At 67.5% G+C, this 26,145-nt stretch carries 28 protein-coding genes; 17 read left to right on the forward strand and 11 right to left on the reverse strand.

Annotated elements, in window-relative coordinates:
* Positions 1–146 precede the first annotated feature (146 nt).
* Both AC1DGD_RS20930 and AC1DGD_RS20935 read left to right on the forward strand, forming a co-directional pair.
* Entirely contained in the window at positions 147–962 is an 816-nt protein-coding gene (locus AC1DGD_RS20930; RefSeq protein WP_476858106.1) for an alpha/beta fold hydrolase, read from the forward strand.
* Positions 959–1,930: a PAS domain-containing protein gene (locus AC1DGD_RS20935; RefSeq protein ID WP_476858107.1), complete on the forward strand. Its 972-nt coding sequence runs from the start codon at positions 959–961 to the stop codon at positions 1,928–1,930. The genes AC1DGD_RS20930 and AC1DGD_RS20935 overlap by 4 nt, the downstream gene beginning before the upstream one ends.
* A gap of 83 nt (positions 1,931–2,013) precedes the next feature.
* On the opposite strand, the gene AC1DGD_RS20940 is transcribed toward AC1DGD_RS20935, so the two are convergent.
* The 3 genes from AC1DGD_RS20940 to AC1DGD_RS20950 all read right to left on the reverse strand — a co-directional run bounded on the left by AC1DGD_RS20940 (position 2,014) and on the right by AC1DGD_RS20950 (position 5,143).
* The gene (locus AC1DGD_RS20940; protein ID WP_018775517.1) at positions 2,014–2,193 is read right to left on the reverse strand and encodes a hypothetical protein; all 180 of its coding nucleotides are present in this window, start codon (positions 2,191–2,193) and stop codon (positions 2,014–2,016) included.
* Between the two features lie 365 nt (positions 2,194–2,558).
* Entirely contained in the window at positions 2,559–3,854 is a 1,296-nt protein-coding gene (locus AC1DGD_RS20945) for a cation:proton antiporter (protein ID WP_230008941.1), read from the reverse strand.
* A 206-nt stretch (positions 3,855–4,060) separates the two neighbouring features.
* A complete protein-coding gene (locus AC1DGD_RS20950) occupies positions 4,061–5,143 on the reverse strand; it encodes a LacI family DNA-binding transcriptional regulator (protein ID WP_476858108.1) in 1,083 nt (360 codons plus the stop codon).
* A gap of 205 nt (positions 5,144–5,348) precedes the next feature.
* On the opposite strand from AC1DGD_RS20950, the gene AC1DGD_RS20955 reads away from it, so the two are divergent.
* The 5 genes from AC1DGD_RS20955 (at position 5,349) to AC1DGD_RS20975 (ending at position 10,173) form a co-directional block, all read left to right on the forward strand.
* Positions 5,349–6,194 carry an ABC transporter substrate-binding protein gene (locus AC1DGD_RS20955; protein WP_223913949.1) on the forward strand — a complete coding sequence of 282 codons (846 nt, stop codon included), beginning with the start codon at positions 5,349–5,351 and terminating at the stop codon, positions 6,192–6,194.
* Positions 6,195–6,336: 142 nt separating this feature from the next.
* Complete coding sequence (locus tag AC1DGD_RS20960; protein ID WP_018775513.1) at positions 6,337–7,125, forward strand: amino acid ABC transporter permease; 789 nt, start codon at positions 6,337–6,339, stop codon at positions 7,123–7,125.
* Positions 7,122–7,928 carry an amino acid ABC transporter ATP-binding protein gene (locus tag AC1DGD_RS20965; protein WP_476858109.1) on the forward strand — a complete coding sequence of 269 codons (807 nt, stop codon included), beginning with the start codon at positions 7,122–7,124 and terminating at the stop codon, positions 7,926–7,928. The genes AC1DGD_RS20960 and AC1DGD_RS20965 overlap by 4 nt, the downstream gene beginning before the upstream one ends.
* Positions 7,928–8,983: a Gfo/Idh/MocA family protein gene (locus tag AC1DGD_RS20970; protein ID WP_476858110.1), complete on the forward strand. Its 1,056-nt coding sequence runs from the start codon at positions 7,928–7,930 to the stop codon at positions 8,981–8,983. Before AC1DGD_RS20965 ends, AC1DGD_RS20970 begins: the two co-directional genes overlap by 1 nt.
* 68 nt (positions 8,984–9,051) lie before the next feature.
* On the forward strand, positions 9,052–10,173 hold the full coding sequence (locus tag AC1DGD_RS20975) for an NAD(P)/FAD-dependent oxidoreductase (protein ID WP_476858111.1): 1,122 nt from the start codon (positions 9,052–9,054) through the stop codon (positions 10,171–10,173).
* A gap of 141 nt (positions 10,174–10,314) precedes the next feature.
* Here the strand turns inward: AC1DGD_RS20975 and AC1DGD_RS20980 are convergent, their stop codons facing one another.
* Positions 10,315–10,899 (reverse strand): hypothetical protein, encoded by a 585-nt coding sequence (locus AC1DGD_RS20980; protein WP_476858112.1) that lies wholly within the window; start codon positions 10,897–10,899, stop codon positions 10,315–10,317.
* 263 nt (positions 10,900–11,162) lie between these two features.
* Between AC1DGD_RS20980 and AC1DGD_RS20985 the strand changes: the two genes are divergently transcribed.
* The 5 genes from AC1DGD_RS20985 to AC1DGD_RS21005 all read left to right on the forward strand — a co-directional run bounded on the left by AC1DGD_RS20985 (position 11,163) and on the right by AC1DGD_RS21005 (position 14,822).
* Positions 11,163–11,573 (forward strand): TOBE domain-containing protein, encoded by a 411-nt coding sequence (locus AC1DGD_RS20985; RefSeq protein WP_476858113.1) that lies wholly within the window; start codon positions 11,163–11,165, stop codon positions 11,571–11,573.
* Positions 11,570–12,388 (forward strand): molybdate ABC transporter substrate-binding protein, encoded by an 819-nt coding sequence (modA, locus tag AC1DGD_RS20990; RefSeq protein ID WP_476858114.1) that lies wholly within the window; start codon positions 11,570–11,572, stop codon positions 12,386–12,388. Before AC1DGD_RS20985 ends, modA begins: the two co-directional genes overlap by 4 nt.
* Positions 12,389–12,393: 5 nt before the next feature.
* On the forward strand, positions 12,394–13,215 hold the full coding sequence (locus AC1DGD_RS20995) for an ABC transporter permease (protein WP_476858115.1): 822 nt from the start codon (positions 12,394–12,396) through the stop codon (positions 13,213–13,215).
* Complete coding sequence (locus tag AC1DGD_RS21000) at positions 13,212–14,261, forward strand: sulfate/molybdate ABC transporter ATP-binding protein (protein ID WP_476858116.1); 1,050 nt, start codon at positions 13,212–13,214, stop codon at positions 14,259–14,261. The genes AC1DGD_RS20995 and AC1DGD_RS21000 overlap by 4 nt, the downstream gene beginning before the upstream one ends.
* Before the next feature lie 84 nt (positions 14,262–14,345).
* A complete protein-coding gene (locus AC1DGD_RS21005; RefSeq protein ID WP_476858117.1) occupies positions 14,346–14,822 on the forward strand; it encodes an SRPBCC domain-containing protein in 477 nt (158 codons plus the stop codon).
* A gap of 34 nt (positions 14,823–14,856) precedes the next feature.
* On the opposite strand, the gene AC1DGD_RS21010 is transcribed toward AC1DGD_RS21005, so the two are convergent.
* The 6 genes from AC1DGD_RS21010 to AC1DGD_RS21035 all read right to left on the reverse strand — a co-directional run bounded on the left by AC1DGD_RS21010 (position 14,857) and on the right by AC1DGD_RS21035 (position 21,723).
* Positions 14,857–16,017, reverse strand: coding sequence for a glycerate kinase (locus tag AC1DGD_RS21010; RefSeq protein WP_476858118.1), 1,161 nt, complete (start codon positions 16,015–16,017; stop codon positions 14,857–14,859).
* Between the two features lies 1 nt (position 16,018).
* Positions 16,019–17,494, reverse strand: coding sequence for a C4-dicarboxylate transporter DctA (dctA, locus tag AC1DGD_RS21015; protein WP_476858119.1), 1,476 nt, complete (start codon positions 17,492–17,494; stop codon positions 16,019–16,021).
* A 166-nt stretch (positions 17,495–17,660) separates the two neighbouring features.
* Entirely contained in the window at positions 17,661–18,758 is a 1,098-nt protein-coding gene (locus AC1DGD_RS21020) for a tartrate dehydrogenase (protein WP_476858120.1), read from the reverse strand.
* A 116-nt stretch (positions 18,759–18,874) separates the two neighbouring features.
* Positions 18,875–19,807 (reverse strand): LysR family transcriptional regulator, encoded by a 933-nt coding sequence (locus tag AC1DGD_RS21025; protein WP_476858121.1) that lies wholly within the window; start codon positions 19,805–19,807, stop codon positions 18,875–18,877.
* A gap of 184 nt (positions 19,808–19,991) precedes the next feature.
* Positions 19,992–20,564 carry an MOSC domain-containing protein gene (locus AC1DGD_RS21030; RefSeq protein ID WP_476858122.1) on the reverse strand — a complete coding sequence of 191 codons (573 nt, stop codon included), beginning with the start codon at positions 20,562–20,564 and terminating at the stop codon, positions 19,992–19,994.
* A 145-nt stretch (positions 20,565–20,709) separates the two neighbouring features.
* Positions 20,710–21,723: a medium chain dehydrogenase/reductase family protein gene (locus AC1DGD_RS21035; RefSeq protein ID WP_476858123.1), complete on the reverse strand. Its 1,014-nt coding sequence runs from the start codon at positions 21,721–21,723 to the stop codon at positions 20,710–20,712.
* Positions 21,724–21,846: 123 nt separating this feature from the next.
* On the opposite strand from AC1DGD_RS21035, the gene AC1DGD_RS21040 reads away from it, so the two are divergent.
* The 3 genes from AC1DGD_RS21040 (at position 21,847) to AC1DGD_RS21050 (ending at position 23,660) form a co-directional block, all read left to right on the forward strand.
* Complete coding sequence (locus AC1DGD_RS21040) at positions 21,847–22,266, forward strand: ArsR/SmtB family transcription factor (protein WP_476858124.1); 420 nt, start codon at positions 21,847–21,849, stop codon at positions 22,264–22,266.
* Between the two features lie 18 nt (positions 22,267–22,284).
* The gene (locus tag AC1DGD_RS21045) at positions 22,285–22,782 is read left to right on the forward strand and encodes an SRPBCC family protein (protein ID WP_230009669.1); all 498 of its coding nucleotides are present in this window, start codon (positions 22,285–22,287) and stop codon (positions 22,780–22,782) included.
* Positions 22,783–22,871: 89 nt separating this feature from the next.
* Positions 22,872–23,660, forward strand: coding sequence for an alpha/beta fold hydrolase (locus tag AC1DGD_RS21050; RefSeq protein ID WP_230009667.1), 789 nt, complete (start codon positions 22,872–22,874; stop codon positions 23,658–23,660).
* Between the two features lie 7 nt (positions 23,661–23,667).
* Here the strand turns inward: AC1DGD_RS21050 and AC1DGD_RS21055 are convergent, their stop codons facing one another.
* Positions 23,668–24,420 carry a TetR/AcrR family transcriptional regulator gene (locus tag AC1DGD_RS21055; protein WP_476858125.1) on the reverse strand — a complete coding sequence of 251 codons (753 nt, stop codon included), beginning with the start codon at positions 24,418–24,420 and terminating at the stop codon, positions 23,668–23,670.
* A gap of 134 nt (positions 24,421–24,554) precedes the next feature.
* On the opposite strand from AC1DGD_RS21055, the gene AC1DGD_RS21060 reads away from it, so the two are divergent.
* Together AC1DGD_RS21060 and AC1DGD_RS21065 are read left to right on the forward strand one after the other, a co-directional pair.
* A complete protein-coding gene (locus tag AC1DGD_RS21060; RefSeq protein WP_476858126.1) occupies positions 24,555–25,373 on the forward strand; it encodes a DUF2306 domain-containing protein in 819 nt (272 codons plus the stop codon).
* Entirely contained in the window at positions 25,370–25,909 is a 540-nt protein-coding gene (locus AC1DGD_RS21065) for a DinB family protein (protein WP_476858127.1), read from the forward strand. The genes AC1DGD_RS21060 and AC1DGD_RS21065 overlap by 4 nt, the downstream gene beginning before the upstream one ends.
* The last annotated feature ends 236 nt before the right edge of the window (positions 25,910–26,145 follow it).

The following is a 26,145-nucleotide window of genomic DNA, read 5'->3' on the forward strand; positions in this document are numbered from 1 at the left end:
AATACATCCTTGTAATATGGGAATTTTCGTGGGGCGGCGCCTGCAGGCGCCGGACGGATTTTTCTGGGCCCGAGGCCCGGACGAATTGTGCAGCCGTCGGTCTCGATAGGTGGGTCCATGTGTGAATTGGAAGAGCAGGTTGGCCGATGATGTCCGGTGCGGCAGCGCGCAACAACGTCCAGGTGCACGGGCCAGAAGACGGCCCGGCGCTGGTGTTCGCCCACGGGTTCGGCACCGACCAGAGCATGTGGGGCAAGATTCTGCCCCGGTTCACCGACCGCTACCGGGTGGTTCTGCTGGACCATGTGGGCTCCGGCGGCTCCGACCAGTCCGCCTACGATTCGGCCACCTACGCCACCCTTGACGCCTACGTCGGTGACCTGGTGGAAGTCTGCGGCGAACTCGACCTGCAGGACGTGACCCTCATCGGCCACAGCGTCGGGTCCATGATGGCCATCAGCGCGGCCGCCCGGGACGCAGGGCGCAGGTTCGGCCGGCTCGTGCTGGTCACGGCCTCGCCGAGCTATCTTGACCACCCCGAGGACGGCTACGTGGGAGGGTTCACCCGGCAGGACATCGACGACGTCTTCGAATCCCTGGATGCCAACTATGTGGTCTGGGCCGAGTCGATGGCCCCGGTCTACATGAATACGCCGCACGCTCCCGAACTGGAGCATGAGATCCAGGGCAGCTTCGGGCGGATCAGCCCCCGGGTTGCCCGTGACTTTGCCCGGGTCGCGTTCCTTTCCGATGTCCGGCACCTGCTCGGCGGGGTCACCATCCCGGTGCTGGTCCTGCAAAGCACCGACGACGTCGTCACGCCGGACCACGTGGGAACCTACCTGCACCACGCGCTCCCGAACAGCACCCTGGTCCGGCTTGCGGCCACAGGCCACTTCCCGCAAAGCAGCGCGCCGGAGGAAACGTCTGCCGCCATCCTCGAATTCCTGAAGCCGGCATGACCCGGACCAGCACCACGGCCGTCGATTACGGGCAGCTCTTCCACCAGGCGCCCGCCGGCTACATCGTTGCCGGTACCGACGGGACCATCCTGGCCGCGAACGCCACCATGTGCGCCTGGACCGGAATCCCCGAAGGCAGCCTCGACGGCACCCGCCTCCTGGACCTCATGCCGGCCGGGGACAGGCTGATGTACCGGACGCACGCCGGGCCGAAGCTGGAACGCGACGGGCACCTCGCCGAACTCTCGATCGAGCTGTTGGGACAGGACGGGCAGCGCAGGCCCGTCCTGCTGTCCGTCACCCGGACCGTGGACGGGGCAGAACCGAGGGATTTGATGATCTTTTTCGCTGCCCCCGAGCGGCGGCGGTATGAGCGCGAACTGGCCAGCGCTCACCGGCAACTCGAGGATGCCGAGGCGGACCGCGCCGCGCTCCTGCGGGAAGCCCACCATCGGGCGCTGCATGACCCGCTGACCGGCCTACCGAACCGGCGGCACCTCGAGGAAAACCTGCTGGGGGCCCTGGCCAGCGCCGGCGAACAGCGGAACCGCGTCGGCGTGCTCTTTTGCGACGTCAATAAGTTCAAGCAGGTCAACGACACCCTGGGCCACGCGGCCGGCGACCAGGTCCTGGAACACGTGGCGCTGATGCTCTCCCAGGCCGTGCGCGGCGCGGACACCGTCACACGCTACAGCGGGGACGAGTTCGTTGTCCTGATCCCTCGGCTGGAGCACGCGGCGGAGCTCGAGGCGGTTGCGGAGCGCGTCCGGAGCTGCCTGGCCGGCGCCATCACCATCGCGGGGAGCGAGCTCCGGCTGGGCATGTCCGTTGGCCAGGCGGAAACGGCTGTCCCGGCGGACGCTGATCCGGCCGCGCACAAAGAACTGGCCACGGCCCTGCTGCTGGCCGCAGATCAGGACATGTACCGGGTCAAGACGGAAATGCGCGGGGCCGTGGGCGCCGGTTGATCCGCGGGCTTAAACGCCAAACGACGACGGCGGGAGGCGGCTCCCGCCGTCGTCGTTTGGCTTTGCTGCCTGGAACCCGGGCTTTAGGCGCCGTGGTTCAGGCTGAGGGTGAAGGTGTTCGGGCCGCTGGCGTGGACCGCGATGTTGCTCTTGGCTGTGTTGTGGCGCTCGGAGAGCTCGTGGACCAGCGCGTCCAGCTCGTGGTGCATGGTGGAGCGGTCCCAGAGCTTGTGGGTTACAGAGTTGGCAGTTTCAAACGTCATTGTTCAGTGCTTCCATTTCATGAATCCGGATGTCCGGCTGCCGCACCGATGCGGAGCCGCCGTAGGGGCCAAACCAGGAACGCCTGAGACCGTGGGCAGCTCTGCGAGCTCACCGGTTTGGCCTCATTGCGTCCACCAGGATGGGTGCCCGGCGTTTACTGCGGACGCGGAACGTCGCAGAAATTCGTCAGGCTGCACCGGCAGGAACGTCGCAGTCCCTGCCTTGCCTTTCCATAGTGCACAGCGCCGCGCGGGAGGCTCAAGCCAGATGGCGAAATTTGCGCGTGAGACTCATCACAGCCGCTGTGCCGGAACGTGGACGGCGACGACGGCACCCGAGTCCGGCGCGGACGGTTCAGTGCGGTCTAGGGACGGGACCGCTTCGACCGAAAATGCGGAGGGTGGATGTGCATGCGGCTCAGCCCCCGGGCGGGGGCCGGAGAGACCGGCACCGGTCCGCCGGGCTCCGGTCCCGCTGCGGCAGCGGCCCGTCCGTAGCGGGCAGCCAACGGTGCGGCGCTGAAGCCGTGGGCCAGGACGCTGAGCAGTACGGTGGCGGCAATGACGGCCACAGCCTGATCGGACAATGGTCCAAGGGCTTCCAGCGCCAGCAGCGCGAACACCAGGGACGCCAGTCCGCGCGGGCCGAACCAGCCCACGAACAGGACGGTTTTCCGGTCGAGGCCGGCGCCAATTGAGGCCAGCGCCACCGGCAGCATCCGCACCACCGTGAGGCTGAGCACGGCATACGCGATGGTCAGGGGGAGGGAGTGCTCCAGCATGATCGGCACGGTGATGGCTCCGAAGGCCAGCCACACGAGCAGGGACACCAGGCCGCTCATCTGCTCAACGAAAGCCAGTTCGGCCGGCCCCCGTTCCCCGGCGCAGGTGCCGAACGCCAGCCCGGCGCAGAACGCGGCGACGAAGCCGTTGCCGCCCACCGCGAGTGCGGCGCTGTAGGAGAGCAGGCTCAGGGCCAGGACGCCGATGCCGGCGAAATCCTCGGTTGCGGTCCCGCGCCGGCGGGCCAGCTGGAGCAGCCACCCTCCCGCGGCGCCGGCCGCTGCGCCGACACCGGCGCCGATGAGCAGCTCCATGGCCGCGCTGCCTGGGCCTTCGGCGCTCTCCAGGCCTGCTGCGGCGGCCGCGCCGGCGATGGCGAGCATGACGACCGGGGTGGCGATGCCGTCGTTGAGGCCGCTTTCGACCGTGATCAGCTGGCGGATCCGCGACGGCACCGCCGGATTCGTCACCACGGGTATTCCGAGTGCGGCGTCGGTAGGGGCAAGCGCAGCACCGACGAGGAGGGCCAGCCAGAACCCGAACTGGGGAAAGAACCAAGCGGCCAGGGCCCACCCGAACACAATCGTCAGCGGCAGACCGACTCCCAGCAGCCGCACGTAGCGGCTCACGTCTTGGCGCAATTGCTGGAGCGGCAAGCGGGCGGCGTCGGAGAAGAGCACCCACACCAGGGTGACCTCGACAACCGGGGTGATACTCGCCAAGGGCGACGGGCCACTAACCAGCCCGGACCAGGCCAGGGCTGCGCCGACAGCGGTGAACACAATAGGAGCGGTCAGGTCCGCCTGCTGCAGCCGCGCCGACACCAGCGCCCACGCGAACAGGAGGGCGGTGATGAGGACAATGACCGTCAGCTCCATGGCGGATCGGCGCCCGTTTCCGTGGGCGCAGCGTGAGGGCGGCCCGATTCCAGCAGTCGGATGGGTCCGCCCACAGGGATCACGCTCCCTCCGCCGATTGCACCAAACGTTCCCCTGCAGTTCAGTGAATCCGCCGGCCCGGGACCGCGCCAGAGAACTAAGCCCTGTCCTTTGGGTCGAGGCGCCCAATGGCGCCCGCAAGCGGACTAAGTGTGCTCGCGGGCCGCCCGCGGGGCCGCGACCGAGCCGCGGCGGATCAGTGCGGCCGTGAATGTCGGTGCGGCCGCCGGTGCCTTGCGGCCTTCGATCTGCCGGATCAGGGCTGACGCGGCCGCTACGCCCATGTCGTAGACAGGCTGGGCGATAACCGTGAGCGGGGGCGTGGTCAGGCGCGTCCAGGCGAAGTCGTCATACATGAGGAAGGAGACATCACCCGGAATGGAGAGGCCGAGCTCGTGGATCGCTTCCACCACGCTGAGGCCGATCAGCCCGTCGGAGGCGATGATCGCCGTCGCCGGGTCAGGGCGCTGCACCAGCTCGCGGGTGATCTTCTTGATGGACTCGTCGTCGCCGGCGTTGAGGCGGATCAGATCGACGGGCAGGTCCAGCCCCGCCTCCTCGAATGCGCGTTTCATGCCGTCGCGCCGGTCCGAGATCTGGGACGAGTCCAGCTGCATGCCGTCGTGGTACGGCCCGGCTGTTTTCAGCGTGGAGACGAAGGCGATCCTCCGGTGGCCGGACTTGAGCAAATAGCTGGTGGATTCATGGGAGATTTCCTCCATGTCCACCGCCACGGTGTCGACGTCGAGCCCTGGCGCCTTGCGGTCCAAAAGGACCAGCGGACGGCCGGATTCGTAAACGCGCCGTAAATGTTGCGTTTCCACGGAAGACGCGGGTGCCACGATCAGGCCGTCAACGCGCTTGTCGAGGAGCACCCTGACGGCGTCGATTTCCGCCTCGGTATCCTCGTCCGTATTGATCAGGATGACATTGAATCCACTCCGCTTGGCGGTATCCGTAATGCCCCGCGTGGCCAGGCCGAAATGGGGGTTTTCGATGTCGCCGACCACCACCCCGATGGTGTGCGATTTCCCGGTGTTCATGCTGCGGGCGAGCTCGTTGGGCCGGTACTCCAGTTCCTCGGCGGCAGCCAGCACCCGCTCACGCACGTCGTCGCTCACGGCCCCGTAGTTGCCCAGGGCGCGGGCGGCCTGGGCCTTGGAAACCTGGGCTGCTTTGGCGACGTCGGCGACAGTGACATCGCGGCGCCGGGAAGCATCACTATTCATTACGGCCTTTCGTAGCGGACCCTTGACGCCTGATGTGGCTTCGATTACATTTCTAGCAATCGATGTGAGTCCGGTCTCAATCCTAGGGACTGAGACCGGACTCAGCAAGACTTCCATCGATAAAGTCCCACTCCACGGGGCCCACTGCCTGCCTGCCCCGCTGCTCACCCCCACGATTGGAAACGCTGTGAACACAGGAAACAAAATGCGCCCCGGGGCGCTCATCGCCGCTGCTGTTGCCGCGGTCCTGGCACTCTCCGGCTGCGGAGGCAGCTCATCCGCCTCGTCCTCGCCGGCGGACAACCCCTACGGCCTGATTGAAGCCGGCACCATCCGCGTTGCCAGCCTGGGTGATTCGAAGCCCTATACCTTTGCCGACGCCCAGGGTAACTTCACCGGCTTCGACGTCGAGCTCTTCAAAGACGTCGCCCACCGCGCCGGAGTGGACAAGGTCGTCTTCACCGGACAGGACTTCTCCGGGCTGCTCGCGGCCGTCTCCAACGGCCAGTTCGACGCCGGCGTTGCGGCGATCGGCATCACTGACAAGCGCAAACAAACCGTCGACTTCTCCGATGGCTACCTGGCCGGCTACTTGACCGTCATCACCACGAAAACCTCGGGCATCACCGGCGCCGACGGCCTCGGCGGAAAGCGTCTCGGCGTCGTGCAGGGAACGCTGCAGGAGGCTTACGCGGTCAAGAACTTCACCTCCGCGAGCCTGGTGCGCTTCCCGGACAACAACACCGCGATCGCCGCCGTCAACAGTGGATCCGTTGATGCACACTTCCTGGACTACGAGGCCGCCAAGGCCTATGAAACGCAGTACGGGCTGATCAGCGCCGCGGACATCCCGTCCTTCGACGCTCCCGCCGGCTTCGCCGTGGCCAAGGGCAAGACCGCTTTCAAGGACGCCCTCAATAAGGGCCTTGCCGCAGCCATGGAGGACGGCACCTGGAAGAAGCTCTACCAGAAGTGGTTCCCGGGCTCCCCGATGCCCGAGCAGTACCTGCCGAAAGCTGAGCAGACGGCAACGCCTGCGCCGAGCAAGTAAACGGCCCAGCAAGTAAGCGGCCGGCAACCAACAGGCACCGAACCATCGGCACGTCGGCACATAGCCCGGCTGCCACCTGACCGGGCGGGCCGCACTGCGCGGCCCGCCGGGTTCCACAAGCTATCTACGTCTGAGAGCAACCATGGACTGGTTAAGCACCATCACCCGCACCTTCTTCGACTTCGGCGCAATGGCCGAGGTCCTGCCCCAGCTTCTGGGAGTCGGTCTCCTCAATACCCTCATCATCTCCGTTGCGGCGACCATCATCGGCGTTGCCCTCGGCATGGTCGTCGCCGTGATGGGGATATCTCCCTCGCGGTGGCTTCGGGTTCCGGCCCGGATTTACACGGACCTCTTCCGCGGACTCCCCGCCATCCTGACCATCCTGCTGATCGGCCAGGGTTTCGCCCGCTTCAGCCAATCGATCTTCGGTCCCTCGCCCTACCCCCTGGGGATCATCGCCCTGAGCCTGATCGCCAGCGCCTACATCGGGGAGATCTTCCGCGCCGGTATCCAGAGCGTGGACAAAGGCCAGGGTGAGGCCTGCCGCGCGCTGGGCATGAGCTACGCGAAGTCCATGGCCCTGGTGGTGGTTCCGCAAGGAGTCCGCCGGGTCCTGCCAGCGCTGGTGAACCAGTTCATCGCGATCGTCAAGGACTCCTCGCTGGTTTATTTCCTGGGCCTGCTGGTCACGGAACGCGAGCTCTTCCGCGTGGGCCAGGACGCCGCCGTGCTTTCCGGCAACCTCTCGCCCCTGGTCATGGCCGGCATCTTCTACCTGCTGATCACGGTTCCGCTGACCCATCTGGTCAATTACTTCGATAACCGCTTCCGCACCGGCCGACGCCGCCCCGCCGCACCCAGCAGCGGTCTCAAGGAAGTCAAAGAACTCGCCGCGGCTTCACCGCTGACCACCGGGAGCAACACATGAGCCTCGCCAGCAACACCGCAAGCAGCACCAACACCGCCAGCAATGCCAAAGAATCAGTCCCGGACATCGAGACGTTCCACGGCTCCAGCCTGGAACTGAAGAACCTGACCATGGCCTACGGCGACGTCGAGGTGCTCCGCAATGTCAGCCTCAACGTCGCCCCGGGCACCACCACCTGCATCATCGGGCCCTCCGGCTCCGGCAAATCCACTCTCCTGCGCGGCGTCAACCGGCTTCACGAACCCAAGAGCGGGGACGTGCTCCTGGCCGGCGAGAGCGCCCTGCAGGTCAAACCGGACCTCCTGCGCAGCCGCATCGGCATGGTGTTCCAGCACTTCAACCTCTTCCCGGACCACACCGCCCTCGAGAACGTGGCGCTGGCCCTCTGGAGCGTCAAGGGCATGCCCAAGGCCGAAGCCAGGGAACGCGCCCGGCGCCGCCTAGCCGAGGTCGGTCTTGCCGAACGCGCCGACCACCGCCCCCGCGACCTCTCCGGCGGACAGCAGCAGCGCGTCGCGATTGCCCGAGCCCTGGCCATGGAACCGGAAGTCATGCTCTTCGACGAGGCCACCAGCGCCCTGGACCCGGAACTGGTCAAGGGCGTGCTGAACCTCATGGCAGGCCTGGGCCGCCGCGGCATGACCATGCTGGTGGTCACGCACGAGATGGGTTTTGCCCGCAAAGTCGCCGACCAGGTTGTCTTCATGGACGAAGGCGAGGTCGTCGAGTCCGGCACGCCCGCCGACCTCTTCGACAACCCGCAAAGCGAACGCCTCCAGCGATTCCTCTCGGAAGTGCTCTGATGGAGACCCTGAAGGGAAACACCGCGGCAGCACCCATCCGCACCGCCGTCGTGGGGTTCGGCATCTCGGGCAAAGTCTTCCACGCACCGCTGATCGCGGCGGATGCCAACTACTCGCTGGACGTGATCGTCACGGCGGATCAGGACCGCGCCTCGGAGGCGGCAAGGCTCTACCCGGACACCCGGATCGTCCCGACGCCGGAGGACCTGTTTGCGCTGTCCGGTGACCTCGATCTGGTGGTCCTCGGAACGCCACCGCTGACCCACTTCGACCTCGCCGCAACGGCCATCGCCCATGGCCTCCACGTGGTGGTGGACAAACCGTTCGTCACCACGCCGGGCCAGGGGCAGGAGCTCATCTCCCGGGCGGCCGACGCCGGCGTGCAGCTCACGGTATTTCAGAACCGGCGCTGGGACGCCGATTTCCTGACGCTTCAGAAGCTTATCGGGGAAGGAGCGCTGGGCGAGGTCCGCAGCTTCGAGTCGCGCTTCGAATGGTGGCGGCCGGAGGGCTTCGGAAACTGGCGGGACACCGCCGCCGTGCCCGATGGCGGCGGCATCCTCAACGACCTCGGTGCCCACCTGATCGACCAGGCCATCCAGCTCTTTGGCCCGGTGACCGAAAGCTACGGCGAAACGGCGAACCGCGGCCCGGATCCGGCCGGTGCCGACACCGAGGCCTTCGTGTCCCTGCTCCACGAATCCGGGGTCCGCTCACGGTTGTGGATGAACGGCATGACGGCGCAGGTCGGCCCACGCTTCCACGTCCTGGGCTCCCAGTCCGGCTACACGAAGTGGGGCCTGGACGGCCAGGAACCGGCCCTCGCGGCCGGAACGATACCCACGGAGCCGGGCTACGGCGTCGAACCCCAAACCCATTGGGGGACCGTGGGTGTCGACGGAGACCTGCGGCCAGTCGCATCTGAACCCGGCGCCTATCCGCTGTTCTATGCAGAGCTCGCGACTGCCCTCCGTGGCAAGGGCCCACTTCCGGTCGACCCCGAAGAGTCCCTCGACGTCCTGAGCGTCATCCAAAATATCCGCGCCTTCGCATAGCCCGCACACCGGCTCCCAGTGCCCCTCACGGACACCCCAGATACCTCTACTTTAGGAAAGGCAGACCCATGTCCTCCACGCCCTCAACCAAGCGCATCGCCGTCATCGGCGGCGGCATCCTCGGCGTCTCCACGGCCGTCCACCTGCTCCGCGACGGCGCCTCCGTCATCCTCCTGACCGAACACGGCCTCGCCAGCGAGGCCACCGGCCGCTCGCTCTCCTGGCTGAACTCCGCCGGAGAACGGTCCACACCGTACCACCAGCTCCGGGTCGCCGGCGTGGACCGCTACCGCACGCTCTTCGCCGCGGACCCCGGCCGGGACTGGCTGCAGTTCGGCGGTGGCCTCATGTGGAATCCCGCCGGCCAGGAAGCCGCCACGGAAGCCCGCCACCGCTACGAGAAATCCATCGGCTATGACTCGAAGCTTCTGACGCCCGGACGGGTTTCTTCAGCCACCCCCGGCATCGATCCGGCCGAAGTTCCGGAGAACGCCATCTTCAATCCCGGTGAGGGCTGGGTCAGCCTGCCCGATCTGGTGGACTTCCTGATGGAGGAGTTCCACGCCTTGGGCGGTGAACTCGTACTCAACGCCGGCAAGGTGTCCGTGACGGTCGACGGCGGCCGGGCCACCGGCGTCGAGACGGCCGCAGGCGAAACCCACGAGTCAGACGCTGTCCTCGTGGCATGCGGTGCCGCAACTCCCGCCGTCGTCGCCTCCCTCGGCGTCGAGATCCCCAACGGATCCCCGGTCTCCATGCTGGTGCTGACCAAACCCGTCGAGCACGAGCTGAAGGCCGTGCTGAACACCCCCCGGGCCGCCGTCCGGCCCAACCCCGGAAACACCCTTGCCCTGGACCACGACTGGTATGAAGGGCACATCGCCGAACACGCCGACGGCTCCTTCAGCATCCCCGATGACGTGGTCCAGGAACTCGCCGATGAAGCATCCAAGCTCATCGGCGGCAACCCCGACCTCAAACCGGCCTCCTGGAAGATCGGCTACAAGCCCATCCCGGGCGACGGCGAACCGGTCCTCGGCGAACTCGGCCAGGTGCCCGGCTGCTTCGTGGCCTTCACACACTCGGGGGCCACGCTGGGCCTCATCGCAGGAGAACTTCTCGCGGGCGAGATCATGACCGGCACGAAGCACCCGATGCTGGCCACCTTCCGGCCGGGACGCTTCTCCTAGCCAGAGCCACCGAGACTGCCAGGCAGGCAGGGACGGCGTTCACCGGCCCTGCCTGCCTAAGCCCCGTCCTGCTCCTGCGCCGGCGGGGCCGCCTTTGGGGCCAGATCCATGGTTGTCGGGCGCTTGGGGCCGGGCTTCGGGCTACGGACTGGGGGAGGGGCTGGGGGACCCGGTCCCGGATGGAGCGGTGGTGTTCCCGGGCAGCGTGGGTGACGGGCTGGCGGAGGCGGTCCCGGATCCGGGCGTCGCGGGCATGTACGACTGGTATTCGGGCAGCGTGGAGTCGAGGACCGGAAGCTGCAGCTCGGCCGACTTACCTGTGGAGTCCTCGCTCACCCGGACCGTGACCAGGGACCCGGGGGATCCCGTGGTGGGGTCCAGCATCATGGCCGGAGGCTGGGCCAAAGACGTTTCGCCGTTGGCCTTGACCGGAATCGATACCGTCGATCCGGAAGCGCCGGAGATGGTGACAACCGCGTCTTTGGCGGACGTGTTGAATACGGTGCCCATGATCCGTCCGGGCTGGTCCGCTCCGTGGGAGAGGATGAGCATGTCCGCCAGCTTCATCGGACCGACCACGGTGTTGATCCCGTTGGTCGCCGGCGTGATCTTCGTGGTTTCCGCGGGGTTGTCGGAGGAGCAGCCGGTTCCGGTCAGCAGCAGCACCCCCAACGTGAGGGCGGCGATCGCAGATCTGAATCCTGCCAGCAGGGTGGTGGGTGCCACGGCCGGCTCCTCTCGGCAGAAGCTGTCCGGTCACCTCCGATTATCGTCCCGGGCGGCGGGAAAATCGACCCGCCGTCGCTCCTGGTGGCCACCCAGCGGGCGGCGCCCGGCGGCGGCGCCACCGGCCGGCCTGAAATGCGCCTTGAGTTCGAGGATCCCGGGGGCCGGACCCGGCTGCACTTCGGATGACCCCAAACGAGGATTCTTTACTGATTTGCGGATCAGTTTCCCCATAATTGCCGCAAATAGGTGATTATGGAGTCATGCCGAAAATCCGCATCTCCGAAGCAGCACGATTTCTCGGGGTCAGTGACGACACCGTCCGGCGCTGGACCGAGAATGGGATCCTGACCCCGGTCAAGGATGACTCCGGCCGGCTGGCCGTGGACGGCCTGGAACTTGCCCACCTGGCCCGCGACCAGGCACAGCTTCCCGATGACCCCACCAAGATAGGCCGCTCCGCCCGCAACCGGTTCGTCGGCCTGGTCACGGGCATCACCGCTGACAAAGTCATGGCACAGGTTGAGCTGCAGTGCGGGCCCTTCCGCGTCGTGTCCCTGATGAGCAGCGAAGCCGTCCGGGAACTGGGCCTGGAGCTTGGATCCGTGGCGACCGCCGTGGTCAAAGCCACCACCGTCATCATCGAAACGCCCCACGGAAAGAGCATCATATGAGGACTGCCCGCAAGCACGTCACCGCACTGCTGGCGGCCGGCGCCCTGGCCGCGGGCGTGGCGGGCTGTGCCGCCGGCACGCCCCGGGCAGCCGGAACCGGTTCCAACTCCAGCGCCGGGGCCAGTGAGACCCCCACGCTGTCCGGAGCGATCACCGTGTACGCCGCGGCCTCGCTGAAATCGACCTTCACCAAGCTGGCCAGCGACTTCGAGGCGAAGAACCCCGGCACCAAAATCACTTTGAACTTTGCCGGCTCCTCGGACCTGGTCACGCAGATCACCCAGGGCGCCCCGGCCGACGTCTTTGCCTCCGCCGACACCAAGAACATGACCAAGCTGACCGATGCGGAACTGATCGACGGCGCCCCGGCCAACTTCGCCACGAACGTCCTGGAGATCGCGGTTCCGCCGTCCAACCCGGCATCGATCAGCTCCTTCGCCGACCTCGCCAAACCGGGTGTGAAGGTGGTGGTCTGCGCACCGCAGGTTCCCTGCGGCGCCGCTGCCGAGACCGTCGAAAAAGCCACCGGCACCACCCTGGCGCCGGTCAGCGAGGAATCGTCCGTCACGGATGTCCTGGGCAAGGTCACCTCGGGTGAGGCCGACGCCGGGCTGGTCTATGTCACGGATGTCAGGAACGCCGGCGACAAGGTCAAAGGCATCCCCTTCGCCGAGTCGGAACAGGCCGTAAACACCTACCCGATCGCCACCGTCGGCACGAGCAAGAACAAGGAGCTCGCCGCTGCCTTCATCGCCGCGGTCACCGGCGGCGAGGGCAAGACGGTGCTGAGCGACGCCGGATTCGGCACCCCGTAAACGGCATGCACAGGCGCAGCGGCACCGGGTACACAGGCATCCCGGCATGGATTTACGCCATCGCGGCAGCAGGGGCACTCTTCGTCCTGCTGCCGCTGGTTGCAATGGTCGCCAAGGTCAACTGGTCCCAGTTCATCCCGCTGATCACCTCCGAATCCTCACTCACCGCGCTCGGCCTGAGCCTGCGTACCTCCGCGGCGAGCACCGCCTCCTGCATCGTCCTCGGCGTGCCGCTCGCACTCATCCTGGCCCGAAGCCCGTTCCCGGGCCAGCGCCTGCTCCGGGCCTTCGTCCTGCTGCCGCTGGTCCTGCCCCCCGTGGTGGGAGGCATCGCCTTGCTCTACACCTTCGGCCGCCAGGGACTGCTGGGCAAAAGCCTGGAACTGGCCGGAATCCAGATCGCCTTCTCCACCACCGCGGTCGTCCTCGCCCAGACGTACGTTGCCCTGCCGTTCCTGGTGGTCAGCCTCGAAGGCGCCCTGCGCACCGCCGGCAACAAGTACGAGGCGGTCGCCGCGACCCTCGGGGCGCGCCCGGGCACGGTGCTGCGCCGGGTGACCATCCCGCTGGTGCTCCCCGGCCTGGCCTCCGGCGCCGTTCTGTCCTTCGCCCGCAGCCTGGGCGAATTCGGTGCCACCCTGACCTTCGCCGGCAGCCTGCAGGGCGTCACCCGCACCCTGCCGCTGGAAATCTATCTGCAGCGAGAAACCGACGCCGACGCCGCCGTCGCGCTCTCCCTCCTGCTGGTCGCCGTGGCGGTGGCCGTCGTCGGGCTCTCCTACCGGCGCCCGCGCCTTGGCGTGGCACCGGAAGGAGCACTCCGGTGACCTTTCAGCTGGACGCAACCCTTGCCGCGCGGGGCTTCGAGGTCTCCTTCAGCCTCGGACCGGCCGAGACAATCGCCATCCTCGGGCCCAACGGGGCCGGTAAATCGACGCTCCTCTCGATCATCTCGGGCCTGCTGCGCCCCGATGCCGGCAAAGCCATGATCGGCGAAAAAGTCCTCTTCGACCTGAGCGCGGACACCAACATCTGGCGCGCCCCGCACACCCGGGGCACGGCGCTGCTGGCCCAGGAAGCCCTCCTGTTTCCGCACCTCAGCGCACTGGACAACGTCGCGTTCGGGCCACGCAGCGCCGGCGCCTCCAGCGCCGCGGCCCGCGAAACGGCCATGCACTGGCTCACCGAAGTCGACGCCGGCTCCCTCGCCTCGCGGCGCCCCGGACAGCTCTCCGGCGGACAGGCCCAGCGGGTGGCCGTGGCCCGCGCCCTCGCCGCCGACCCCGACCTGCTGCTCCTCGACGAGCCCATGGCCGCGCTCGACATCCATGCCGCCCCGCTGCTCCGCCGGCTCCTCAAGCGCGTCCTCGCCGGCCGCCGGGCCATCATCATCACCCACGACATCCTCGACGCCCTCATGCTGGCCGACAGGGTGATCGTCCTCGAGGACGGCCGGATCACCGAACAGGGCCCCACCCGCGAAGTCCTGGAAAAACCGCGCAGCCGGTTCGCCGCCGGACTGGCCGGGCTGAACCTGGTGGCGGGGACTGTCAGCGACGCCGGGGTGACCACCGCCCAGGGCATGGTCGTCGCGGGCCACCGGGACGAGACCATCGAGCCCGGGCAGGACGGAGTAGCGGTCTTTCCGCCCTCGGCGGTATCGGTGTTCCTCACCGAAGAGCACGGCAGTCCGCGAAACTCATTCCAAGTGATCATCACGGACCTGGAGCCCCACGGCGATCAGATCCGTGTCCGTGCCGGTCGACTCTCCGCCGACATCACCCCGGCCGCGTCAGCCGACCTCGGCCTCATCCCCGGAATGAGCGTCTACTTCGTCATCAAGGCCGCCGCCATCGCGATCTACCCGGCCTAGGGAGCTTCCGCACGTTCCGCCCGGCGGAGTAGTCTCGGTGCCGGGCGCTGCCGGCGCCGAGCGACTCCGCGAGGAAAGGAAGCTATGCCTGGAATGTATGTGGCGACCTCGACCATCACCATCGGGGCGCCCGCGAGCCGCGTATGGTCCGTGATCACCGATCCCGATGCCGCCAAGGAGTTCATGTTCGGCACCGAACTCGTGACCGACTGGACGGTAGGCGGACCCATCCTGTGGCGGGGCACCTGGGACGGCAAGGAGTACGAGGACAGGGGCAGCATCCTCGAGTTTGAACCCGGACGGCGGCTTGTTGTCACGCACTTCAGCCCGTTGAGCGGCCAAGCGGATGCGCCGGAGAACTACCACACGCTGACCTGGACGCTCGAGGACCAGGCCGGTGCCACGCAACTGACGCTCGCCCAGGACAACAACGCCAGTGCCGAGGACGCCGACCACTCCAAGGGCATGTGGGACAGCCTGGTGGAGAGCGTGAAAGGAATCGCGGAGCGGGACGAGCCAGGGCGGGAAGAGTCAGGGCGGGAAGAGCCAGGGCGCGATTAGGCAGTAAGACCGCGGGGCCAGATTCCGCTACTGCCTACAGCAGGCTTGCCGCGATGTCCCTCCCGATCCTCTGCAGCAGGGCGGCGGAAAGTCCGGGGTCTTTGGCGGAGTCCTGGTCGGTGTACTCGGCCAGGGTGTAGACCCGGGTGAGCGCCAGTTCGGACCACCTTTCCCGGGGGAGGAGGGAACGGCCGGCCACCGCGATGATCGGGCGGGTTCCCGACCTCCGGGCGACGGCGGCGGGAAGCTTGCCGGCGAGGGTCTGTTCGTCGATGCTGCCTTCGCCGGTGATGACGACGTCGCAACTGTCCCTGCGGTTGTTGAAATCGAGCAGGTCCAGGAAGTAGTCGGCGCCCGAGACCTGCTTGGCGCCCAGCAGCAGGCAGGCGAAGCCGATCCCGCCGGCGCTTCCGGCGCCCTCGCGCTGCGCAAGTTCGGCGGCGTCCTCAAACCCGGCGTCCGTCAACGTGGCGACGAGGTGCGCCAGCCCGTGCTCCAGTGCCGCAACGTCCTGCGGTCCGGCGCCCTTTTGGGGTCCGAAGACCGCCGGCGCGCCGCCGGGCCCGAGCAGTGGATTGTGGACGTCGCTGGCGACCACGAGTTCCGTGCTGTCCAGTTCGGGGAACCTGGTCCGGCGGATGGTGTGGATCTGCGCCAGTGACTCTCCGCTGCCGTGGAGCTGCCGGCTGCGGGCGTCGTGGAAGCCGTAGCCCAGGGCGGTGAGCATTCCCATGCCGCCGTCGGTGCTGGCACTTCCGCCCAGCGCCAGGACGATCCTGACCGGGTTGAGACTGAGGGCGAACAGGATCGCTTCCCCAAAGCCCCGGCTGGAGGCCGCCAAGGGTTCCAGCTGGCCCGCCGGCAGGAGCGCCAGACCGCAGGTGTTGGCGACCTCGACGACGGCGGTGGTGCCGTCAAACGCGATGCTGGCCGGGACAGGCTGGCCGGTGGGCCCGGTGACAGTGTGGCGGTGCCGGGTGAAGCCGGCGGCGACGGCGGCGTCCACACTGCCGTCCCCGCCGTCGGCCAGGGGAAGCAGCTCGCAGTGGACCGCTCCGGCCCCGCCGGTGGAGCCGGCTCCGGCGCGGAGCCCTGCGGCCAGGGCGTCGGCCACCTCGCCGGCCGTGAGGCTGCCTTTGAACTTGTCCGGTGCGATGAGGGTCCGCACGGTTTTCGGGGCGGTGGTGTTGAACATGTCAGATGGTTTCCGAGTAGGCGGGGCGGCGGGTGTCCTTGGCCGTCGAATCGGCATCGGCGGCTTCTGTGCGCTCCGGGTGGTTGTCCGGGTGCGTGTGGTGGCCGTATTCGATCAGGTCATCGTCGATGTCGCCGTAGCCGTCCGGGAGGATCGGATCCTCGCTGGGCAGCGGCTCAACAGTTTCGCCGTTGAAGACGCGGCGGACGCGGTCCTCGTCCAGGGTGCGGTCCCACCAGGCGATGAACAAGGTGGCGACGGCATTACCGGTGAAGTTCACCAGGGCCCGGCACTCAGACATGAACTTGTCGATGCCGAAGATAAGCATGATGCCGGCGGCAGGGATGGTGCCGAGCGTGGCCAGGGTGGCGGTCAGGGCGATGAAGCCGCCGCCGGCGACGCCTGCCGCGCCCTTGGAGGTGAGCAGCATGACCGCGATGAGGCCCAGTTGCTGGCCGATGGTCAGGTTCGTGTTGGTTGCCTGGGCGATGTAGACGGCGGCCAGCGAAAGGTAGATGGCGGCGCCGTCGAGGTTGAAGCTGTAGCCCGTGGGGACCACGAGCCCGACTGTTTCCTTCTTCACACCGGCGTGCTCGAGCTTGCGCATCAGGCCAGGGAGGGCCGGTTCGGCAGTGGAGGTGCCCAGAATGAGCAGGTACTCCTCTTTGAGGTGGCGGATCATCTTGAAGATGTTCAGCTTCAGGAAGGCCATGACGGAGCCGAGGACCACGACGACGAAGAGGATGGAGGTGGCGTAGAAGAGGGCGATCAGCCCGCCCATGCTGGAGAGGGAGGAGACGCCGTACTTGCCGACGGCGAAGGCCATCGCGCCGAACGCGCCCAGCGGGGCGGCCTTCATGATGAAGCCCAGGATTTTGAACATGACCCCGGTGAGGCGCTGGACGCCGTCCAGGACGGGCGCCCCGACCTTGCCCATGGCGTTCAGCGCAACGCCGAAGATCACGGCGATGAAGATGATCTGGAGGATGTCGCCTTCCACGAAGGGCGCGACGACGCTGGTGGGGATGATGTGGGTCAGGAACTGCCACCATTCCTGGTGGGCGCCGGCGTCGATGAGTTTGGCCGCGGAGTCCGTCGTCTTGATAGCGCTGGCGTCTGCGTTGACGCCGTCGCCGAGGCGGAAGATGTTGATGGCGACCAGGCCAAAGAGCAGGGCAAAGATCGTGCCGATCTGGAAATACGTCAGGGCCTTCAGCCCGGTCATGCCGACCTTCTTCAGATCCGCGACGCTGGCGATGCCGCCGACGATGGTCAGGAACACGATCGGGCCGATCAGCATTCTCATGGCGTTGACGAAGGTGGTGCCGATCGGTTCCATGGCAATGCCCGCGGCCGGGGCCAGCCAGCCCACCAGAATGCCGAGGACGATGCCGGTCAATACCCAGAAGTACAGCTGCCTGTACCAGCGTTTCTTGGGGGCCGGGATTTCCGTGCCCGCGGTGGTGATGTGTCCCATGATTCCTACCTCATTGTGGAATGTCTCTGGAGATGCTTTAAGTGTGGGGGTTTGCACGGGGCGGGTGCCAGTTCGGCGCAGCCGCCCCGTGCAGTGTGTAGCGTTCGACGGCGGCCGCGCGGCCGGCGTCGTCCGTTTCAGTGCGCCGCAGCGGCAGACGGAAGCGTTAGACGGCCGCCAGGGTGCGGGCCAGGGCCTCGATGATGGCGTCGGTGACGTCCGCGGTGGTGGCGTCGCCACCGACGTCGCGGGTCAGGTGGCCGGCGCCGGTTGCCTCTTCGATGGCGGCCTCGACGCGGCGGGCTTCCTCGTGCAGGCCGAAGTGGTCCAGCATCAGGGCTGCGCTGGCGATCGCGCCGATCGGGTTGCTGATGCCCTTGCCCGCGATGTCCGGGGCCGAGCCGTGCACGGGCTCGAACATGGACGGGAAGCGGCGCTCCGGGTTCAGGTTTGCGCTGGCCGCCAGGCCGAGGCTGCCGGCCAGGGCCGAGCCGAGGTCGGAGAGGATGTCGGCGTTCAGGTTGGAGGCGACGACCACGGAGAGGTCTTCCGGGTGGAGGATGAACTTGGCGCTCATCGCGTCGACCAGGACGCTCTCGGTGGCGACATCGGGGTAGTCCAGGGCAACACGCTGGAAGGTTTCGTCCCAGAGGACCATGCCGTACTGCTGGGCGTTGGACTTGGTGACGGAGGAGACCTTCTTCACCGTGCGGGTCCGGGCCAGATCGAACGCGAAGCGCATGATGCGCTCGCAGCCCTTCTCGGTGAACAGTGCGGTCTGCAGGGCGACCTCGTTGCCCGGGCCGCGGCCGCTGAGGTTGCGCCCGCCGAGGCCGGCGTACTCGCCTTCGCTGTTTTCGCGGACCACAATCCAGTCGAGCTCGGTGGTGTCGGCCTTGCGCAGCGGGGACTGGACGCCCGGGAGGAACTTCACCGGACGAATGTTCGCCCACTGGTCAAAGTTCTGCGTGATATTCAGGCGCAGGCCCCAGAGGCTGATGTGGTCCGGGACGTTTTCCCAGCCGACAGCGCCGAAGTAGATGGCGTCGAAGTCCGTGAGGGTGTCCAGTCCGTCGGGGTCCATCATCTGGCCGGTCTTGGCGTAGTACTCGCAGCCCCATGGGAACTCGGTCCATTCGAAGGCGAACTTGCCGCCGGAATTCTGCGCCAGGGCGTCCAGGACCCGGCGTCCGGCGGAGACGACCTCTTTGCCGACTCCGTCTGCGGGGATTGAAGCGATGCTGAATGTCTGGGTGGCGCTCATGTGCCGACCTCCTCGTTGAGTGTGTTAGCAGCGTCACACTGCCTTCCTCTTCAAGTAGACGGGCCGGCACCACATGCCGTCCAAGACCAAGATCCGATCCGCTAGATAGGTTCAGCCTATTGATGATGCGCCGGGGGAGGCGTTTCTGTCCCTCCTTGCGGGTGCGGGGCCGCGTGCAGCCGCGCCACCGCCAGGAAGGACCGGGCTGCGGGGGTCAGGTCGTCCCTCCTGCTGAGAACGGCAACATCCAGGTAGGACACGGGTTCGATCAGCAGCGTCCGCAGCCCCGATTTGTGGGCCAGAGGCGCCCACGACGACGGCATTACGGCGTGGCCGACCCCGGCCAGGACCAACGGCAGGATCGAGGTCCGGTGGGCGACCTCGACGACGATTTCGGCGTCGATCCCCCGCGCCAGTGCGTCGTCCACAAGCCAGCGCATCAGCGAACCGCGCTGGCTCGCGACCAGGCGGTGGCCGGCCAGCTCCTCGCGTTGGATCGCTGTTGCGGCGCCAAACGTATCGGACTGGGGATTGACGAGAAGGATCAGCGGCTGGCGATCGAGCTCCAGCACCTCAACGCCGGGAACCTTGATGGGCGTGGGGGAGCCTGCCAGCCCGATCTCCGTGCTGCCGCTTCGGACAGACTCGATGACGTCCTCCGGGGTGAAGGCGGCGCTGACATTGAGCCTGACCAGGGGATGCGCCCGGGTGAAGGCGGCGATCATCGAGGACAGGGGCTCGATCCCGGGTGAGGGCATCGTGACGATGTCCAGCCGTCCGCTGCGCAACCCACGCACCGACTGCACCGCGGACTGCGCAGCATCGAGGTTGCGCATCACGAGCCGGGCCGGCCCGATCAGCTCCTTGCCCGCCTCGGTGAGCACCGCCCGCCGCCCGATCCGGTGGAAGAGCGGCACGCCCAGCTCCTTCTCGAGGGCGGCGATGGTCTGCGAGAGCGATGGCTGGGCGATGAGCAGGTGCTCCGCGGCCCGGCTGAACCCGTCGTGGTCAACAACAGCCAGAAAATACTTCAGCTTTCGGGTGTCCACCCTGGCTCCTTCACCGGTTTTGCGCTTGACGGTTGCCGTGCGGCCGCCTGATCGATGAGTCCGAGCCTATTTCCTGCCGACGATTCGGATGAGCATTTGTTCCACCTCCGCGGCAAAGAACATGATCGCCGCTCGCCGTCGTCCGCGCCTCCCGCGTCTCCGCCGCTCGCCGTCGACCGCGCCGCTACGGCAGCCGGGAGGGGCGCAGCAGCGTGGGGACGCCGGCCTGCCCGGGGTCGAGCGGGAGGGGGCTGACCAGCACGGCCGGGCCGCGGCTCAGGAGGCTGGTCGAAAGCGGCTGGCAGCGCACGCCTCCCCGGCCGCGCATGGCGGCGTGCGCGCCGGGGGCAAGCATCCGGTCCATCCACGCGCAGAGGTGTGCTGGCCGTCCGGCCCGGAGCCGGACCACGTTGCCCCTCGATTCGAGCGCGAACTCTTCGCCGAGCAGGGGAGCGAGGTGGGCGCCCCGGAGGACCACATTGCGCCGGGTCAGGAGCGGGTCAAAGGGGCCGGCTGCCAGTTCCTTGGCCATCGCCTCGAGGGCCTCGATCGAGAGGAGGGTGACGGCGGCGTCCATGTGCGCGGCCTTGCCGAAGAACCGGTCGCCGACGATGCCCTTGCCGGCCACCAGTTCCACTTGGTCCGCGTCCGTCGTGGGGACCTGCGCCGCACCATCGCGGGCGCGGCCGAAGTAGGCGTGTGCCGGCGAGACAAGGAGGTGCAGAATCTCGACGTCGTACCTGTAGCTTGCCGTCATGCCCTAAAACTATCCTCCCTCGTGGCGCCGGCGCGCCAAGTCGCCGGAAACGTGCGAGGTCGCCGGAACCTTGCGGCGACCTCGCAGGCTTCCCGCGAACTCGGCGGGGCCTTACGCGTAGTGCCGCGGCGGCGACCATGCCGGATCAGGGTACGAGCACGATCTTCCCTTTCGACGCGGTGCTCCCCAGTAGCTCATGGGCGCGGCGAACGTCGGAAAGCGGCAGGCGCTCGGCCACCACCGGGTGAATCTCGCCGCGGCGAAGCAACTCGAGCAGCGCGAAGAAGTCTGCCCTGAACCAGTCCTGGTGGTGGATGCGCAGCTTCTGGATCCGGTAGGACAACACTTTTCGACGGGGTGACAGCCAGCCCCAGAGGGCGACGCTCCCCGTTGCCGCGTACCAGGCGATCACGCCCGGCCAGTTCTTGCGCCCCTGCGCGATGGTGGCGTAGCGGCCAAACACGACGAGCCGACCGCCGGGCCGCAGCGCGCGGAAGGAGCGCAGAGACAACGGCCCACCGATCCCGTCGAGGGCAATGTCTACGCCGTCGCCGGTGAGCCCGCGCACCCGGGCCAGGAAATCCTCGTTCTGATAGTCGATAGCCACCGCGCCCAGCCGCTCCACTGCGGCGCGGTCCCGGCCGGCGGCGGTCCCGTAGAGGCGGAGGCGGGCCAATGCTCCGAGCTCGAGGATGGCGGCCCCTACCCTGCCTGCCGCGCCGTGAACCAGAACACTCTCCCCGGGCTTCGCCTGGGCCGTCCGGTGCAGCAGCTGGTAAGCGGTCATGTAGGGGAAGACGAGGCTTACGACCTCGGCCGGGTCGAGGTCCTCAGGCACATCCACCGCGTATGCCTCTGGCACACAGACGCGCTCGGCGTTGGCGCCCCACACCGTCAGCGCGCCGATGCGGTCCCCGACCCGTACCCGCGAGCAACCGGGCCCGAGCTCATCAACGATGCCGACGAGCTCATAGCCGGGCGTGAAAGGCGGCTTCGGTCCGCCGAGGTAGGTGCCGGCGCGCAGCTGGGCATCGGTGAAAGAGACCCCCGAAGCCAGGACCCTGACGCGGACTTCGCCCGGGCCGGGCCGTGGATCGTCGACCTCCACCACCTGCAGGACCTCGGGGCCGCCGAAGCGGTCGATCACCACACGCTTCATGGGCTCACTCTACGCTCGGCACACGCTCCGCACACCGGCCTCTTGCCGCCCGGTCCTTGTCTCCACCGGCGTCGTTTCGTGGCCCATTGACACCCCCGAGCGGTCGGACTATCCTACAACCAAATGGTTGTAGATCAGCTCAGAACCCAGCTCAACGACGACGAACTCGACCGCCTTTTCCACTCGTTCGCCGACGCGACCCGCAGGGACATCGTGCGCCGGGTGACAGTGGGCGAGTACTCGGTCTCCGGGCTCGCCGCCCTCTACGCCATGAGTTTCGCGGCCGTCCAGAAGCATGTGGCGGTGCTGGAACGCGCTTCCCTTGTCTCGAAGGAGAAGCGGGGAAGGGAGCAGATCGTGCGGGCCAACCATGACGGCCTGCAGCGGGCCCGCCGCCTGCTGGACGACTACGAGGTCATTTGGCGCCAGCGCGCCGACCGGATTGCGGACCTGCTTGCCGAAGCGGCCGCCCCGGAATCTGACGAGACGCAGGCAGGCGCCAGACCAATCAAGAAATCGCAAGGCCAAGCTGAAGGAAACTGAAGGATAGGAGAGTTCGTCATGACGGTTGTCAGTTCAGTCAAGAATCTTGAGGCGCTGAGCCTCACCGTGGTCGCCGAGTTCGATGCCGGAGTGGGGCGCGTCTGGCAAATCTGGGAAGACCCGCGCCAGCTCGAGCGCTGGTGGGGGCCGCCCACGTGGCCGGCCACCTTCGAGAAGCACGAGTTCGTCCCGGGCGGCGAGGCCAGCTACTACATGACGGGACCCGAGGGGGAGAAGGCCCGCGGCTGGTGGCGATTCGTGACCATCAACGCTCCGCACCGGCTGGAGTTCGATGATGGCTTCGCGGACGACAACGGCGACCCCGTGGCCGATATGGGAACGATCCACGGAGTTGTGACATTGGAGCCAATCGGCGACCGCACCCGAATGACCATCCTGTCCACCTTCGAGGCGGAGGAGCAGATGGAGAAGATCGTCGCCATGGGCATGGAAGAAGGCATGAGGGAGGCGCTGGGCCAGGTCGACGCGATCATCGCCGAGTCCGTCAACGCCTGACCTGCAACGCAACACGACGACGGCGGGAATCTCCCGCCGTCGTCCGCAAGGCCCTGTTCAGCCCGGTATTAGCGGCGGTAACATGCCGTGTGACATTCACCCACGGTTACGCGGCCAACGGCGACCTCCGCATGTACTACGAGGTCCACGGTCACCCGCGGGTCGGCGAGCCCCCGCTGTTGCTGATTCCCGGCGGAGGCTCGAGCATCGAGACCAATTTCGCCGGCCTCATCCCCGCGCTGCTGGCCGAGAGCCTGCAGGTGATCGCCGTCGAAGAGGAAGGCCACGGCCGGACCGCGGCTACCGCCCGGCCGCTCACCGCCGAAGGATCGGCAGGGGACATCAAGGCCGTGCTCGATGAGCTCAACGTGGACTCCGTGGACGTGCTCGGGTTCAGCGCCGGGGGCCACACCGCGCTCGCGCTGGCCATGAGGCATCCGTCCATGGTGCGGTGCCTGATTGCCGCCTCCACCTTCGCCAGCCGCGACGCTGTGGGCGATGAATTCTGGGAGGGGATGGAAAAGGCAACCCTCGATGACATGCCGGAGGTGTACCAGGACGCGGACCGCCGGCTGAACCCGGACCCCGGACACCTCGAGCGGATGTTCGAACTGGACCGCCAGCGGATCCTGAGCTTCCCCGGATGGTCGGACGAGGACCTGCGCCGCATCACGGCCCGGACCCTGGTGCTGAGCGCAGACCGCGACGTCGTCAGCGCTGACCACGCCGTGCGGATGTCACGGGTCATTCCCGGGGCGCGCCTGATGATCGTGCCGGGTACCCACGGCGATTATTTGGGCGAGCTGGCCGCGAGCGGGGGCGACCTGCGGGCCATGCGGACCACTCTCCCGTACCTGCTGCGGTTCCTGGAGGAGTAGGGCCCGGTCAGGGCCTCGCCGGCGTCGAGGTCTGTGCCGGGCTGGTCTGTGCCGGACTGGAGGTCCAGTGCTGCCGGTGCAGCCGCTCGAAGCCGTCCAGGAGCAGATCCAGGGCGAACTCGAACTCGAACTGGTCATCGCACCCCTGGCCCACCACGGAGTCCTGGTGCGCGGAGGCGGTCGCGACCTTCAGGATGTTCGGATACCGCTCGGCCATCTCCTGGAACATGGCCGCCTGCGCCTCCGGCGGAAGGGTGGCCAGCCCTGCGGCGTTCCCGCCGGCGGAGTCGTCGAACAGCTCCTGGGTAAACCCCCACATGCGGCTGCCGAGGGCGTGCATGACGTGATGGGTCAGGTCCACGGAGAAGCCTCCGGCCAGGAACATGCCGATGAACGAGTCCATGTAGCCAAGGACCGCTGGAGTTTTATTCGTGCGCGATTCCAGCACTTGCCGGGCCCACGGATGCCGCAGCAGCGCCCCCCGCGCCGAGAGCACCCTCAGGCGCACGGCGTCCTTCCAGCCGGCATCGCGGACGGGAGGATCGATCTCGCTGACAAGGGCGTCCACCATGCCGTCAAGGAGTTCCTCCTTGTTGGCCACGTGCTTGTAAAGCGCCATCGGCACGACGCCGAGTTCCTGCGCCAGCCGGCGCATGCTCAGCGCCTCGATCCCCACCTGATCGGCCAGCACGACGGCGGCAGCCAGGACGCGGTCCCGGCTCAACGGAATCCGGCGCGTTCGCTCCGCTTGCTGGGTCATCCGGCCACCCTTCCCTAACGGTTTCCTATTGACAAGTGTACGCCGTACACCTAACGTGGCCGCATCAGGTGTACGCCGTACACCTCGCGTCTCATGTACCGCCGCCGCCAGCCATCCCAGCCAAGGACCACGCCGTGACAACACACGCCAGCAGCGCCCCCGTCCCCCGAGTCCGCCGCCGCCCCCAGTGGCCAGTGCCAGCCGGATTGATCCTTCTCAGCCTCATCCCGGTGATCGCCGGTGCGGCGCGGCTGACGGAACTGACCGGCGGTGCCGCCGTCACCGCCCAGAACGCCCGGTTCTTCGCCTCACCCGTGCCCGTGGTGACCCACATCCTCAGTGTCACCACCTACAGCCTGCTCGGTGCGTTCCAGTTCCTCCCCGCGCTGCGGGGCCGCCGGGGCTGGCACCGCATCGCCGGCCGCATCCTCGCGCCGGCGGGCCTGCTGGCCGCCCTGTCCGGCCTGTGGATGGCCGTCTTCTATCCGGTGCCGCCCGGGGACGGACCGGCGCTGTTGGTGCTGCGGCTGGTCTTCGGCTCGGCCATGGCGGCGAGCATTGTCCTGGGAGTCGTGGCGGTTGTGCGCCGGGATTTTGTGCGGCACGGCGCGTGGATGACGCGCGGCTACGCGATCGGCGTTGCCGCGGGAACGCAGGCGCTGACGGGGCTGCCGTGGATGCTGCTGGTGGGCCCGCCCGACGAGCCGACCCGGGCTGTGCTCCTGGGGGCAGCCTGGGTGATCAACCTTGCGGTGGCCGAGTACGTCATCCACCGGCGCGCCAGGCGGACCGTGCGGGTCCCTGCCGTCCTCCCCGTGCCTGCCGCCGTCGTCCCCGTGTCTGCTGCCGCCGTCGTCGAAGTCGCCGGAAGCGTGCCGGCACGCCGTACTTTTCCGGCGAAGCGGACGGTTTCCGGCGACGTGGACGCCGGGCGGCTAGACTCACGCGCATGACAATTGTGGACGATCAGGGCCGCCCGGAGCCTCCCCTTGCCGCCGATGAAACCGCGACCCTCCTGGGTTTCCTGGACTACCAGCGGGCCACGCTGGCGTGGAAATGCGCCGGGCTGCACGCGGCCGGCTTTGTGGCTACTACCGCTGCCTCATCGATGACACTGGGTGGGCTCCTGAAGCACATGGCCTATGTGGAGAGCGAATGGTTCTCCCGTTCCCTGCACGCCCGGGACCGGGAGGCCCCGTTTGCCGCCGTGGATTGGAAGGCCGACCCGGACTGGGAGTGGCATTCCGCCGCCGAGGACACCCCGGACCAGCTGCGCACCTTGTGGCAGGACGCCGTGGACCGGTCCCGGGCCAGCGTCACGGAGGCCCTGGCCGCCGGTGGCCTGGACCAATTAGCCCGTCGCCCGTGGCCGGACGGTTCGGCACCGAGCCTGCGCTGGATCCTGTGCCACATGATCGAGGAGTATGCCCGGCACAACGGCCATGCCGATCTCCTCCGCGAGGCCCTAGACGGCGAGACGGGGGAATAGGCGGCGAAACGGGCGAGTAGCCTCGCGGCACCCCTCCACCCACTCACCCGTTGCGCTATCAGTCTTGGCGGTTATGGACGCCGAATGACGACTGTGGAGTCTCATGACTTAATGGACGTTTCTGTCTCAAGACATCGTGGACAGTGTGTCTCAGGACATCGTGGACACTCGGACCGGTTTTGCTCGGGTCATGAGCAAAATGCACCCCGATATCAAGATCCGGCATTTGGTGGCGA

Source organism: Arthrobacter sp. 05T45 (assembly GCF_056395875.1).

Coding starts and splice junctions, on each gene's coding strand:
- AC1DGD_RS20930 (WP_476858106.1), top strand. CDS start 147: ATGATGTCCGGTGCGGCAGCGCGCAACAACGTCCAGGTGCACGGGCCA.
- AC1DGD_RS20935 (WP_476858107.1), top strand. CDS start 959: ATGACCCGGACCAGCACCACGGCCGTCGATTACGGGCAGCTCTTCCAC.
- AC1DGD_RS20940 (WP_018775517.1), bottom strand. CDS start 2,193: ATGACGTTTGAAACTGCCAACTCTGTAACCCACAAGCTCTGGGACCGC.
- AC1DGD_RS20945 (WP_230008941.1), bottom strand. CDS start 3,854: ATGGAGCTGACGGTCATTGTCCTCATCACCGCCCTCCTGTTCGCGTGG.
- AC1DGD_RS20950 (WP_476858108.1), bottom strand. CDS start 5,143: ATGAATAGTGATGCTTCCCGGCGCCGCGATGTCACTGTCGCCGACGTC.
- AC1DGD_RS20955 (WP_223913949.1), top strand. CDS start 5,349: ATGCGCCCCGGGGCGCTCATCGCCGCTGCTGTTGCCGCGGTCCTGGCA.
- AC1DGD_RS20960 (WP_018775513.1), top strand. CDS start 6,337: ATGGACTGGTTAAGCACCATCACCCGCACCTTCTTCGACTTCGGCGCA.
- AC1DGD_RS20965 (WP_476858109.1), top strand. CDS start 7,122: ATGAGCCTCGCCAGCAACACCGCAAGCAGCACCAACACCGCCAGCAAT.
- AC1DGD_RS20970 (WP_476858110.1), top strand. CDS start 7,928: ATGGAGACCCTGAAGGGAAACACCGCGGCAGCACCCATCCGCACCGCC.
- AC1DGD_RS20975 (WP_476858111.1), top strand. CDS start 9,052: ATGTCCTCCACGCCCTCAACCAAGCGCATCGCCGTCATCGGCGGCGGC.
- AC1DGD_RS20985 (WP_476858113.1), top strand. CDS start 11,163: ATGCCGAAAATCCGCATCTCCGAAGCAGCACGATTTCTCGGGGTCAGT.
- modA (WP_476858114.1), top strand. CDS start 11,570: ATGAGGACTGCCCGCAAGCACGTCACCGCACTGCTGGCGGCCGGCGCC.
- AC1DGD_RS20995 (WP_476858115.1), top strand. CDS start 12,394: ATGCACAGGCGCAGCGGCACCGGGTACACAGGCATCCCGGCATGGATT.
- AC1DGD_RS21005 (WP_476858117.1), top strand. CDS start 14,346: ATGCCTGGAATGTATGTGGCGACCTCGACCATCACCATCGGGGCGCCC.
- AC1DGD_RS21010 (WP_476858118.1), bottom strand. CDS start 16,017: ATGTTCAACACCACCGCCCCGAAAACCGTGCGGACCCTCATCGCACCG.
- dctA (WP_476858119.1), bottom strand. CDS start 17,494: ATGGGACACATCACCACCGCGGGCACGGAAATCCCGGCCCCCAAGAAA.
- AC1DGD_RS21020 (WP_476858120.1), bottom strand. CDS start 18,758: ATGAGCGCCACCCAGACATTCAGCATCGCTTCAATCCCCGCAGACGGA.
- AC1DGD_RS21030 (WP_476858122.1), bottom strand. CDS start 20,564: ATGACGGCAAGCTACAGGTACGACGTCGAGATTCTGCACCTCCTTGTC.
- AC1DGD_RS21035 (WP_476858123.1), bottom strand. CDS start 21,723: ATGAAGCGTGTGGTGATCGACCGCTTCGGCGGCCCCGAGGTCCTGCAG.
- AC1DGD_RS21040 (WP_476858124.1), top strand. CDS start 21,847: ATGGTTGTAGATCAGCTCAGAACCCAGCTCAACGACGACGAACTCGAC.
- AC1DGD_RS21045 (WP_230009669.1), top strand. CDS start 22,285: ATGACGGTTGTCAGTTCAGTCAAGAATCTTGAGGCGCTGAGCCTCACC.
- AC1DGD_RS21055 (WP_476858125.1), bottom strand. CDS start 24,420: ATGACCCAGCAAGCGGAGCGAACGCGCCGGATTCCGTTGAGCCGGGAC.
- AC1DGD_RS21065 (WP_476858127.1), top strand. CDS start 25,370: ATGACAATTGTGGACGATCAGGGCCGCCCGGAGCCTCCCCTTGCCGCC.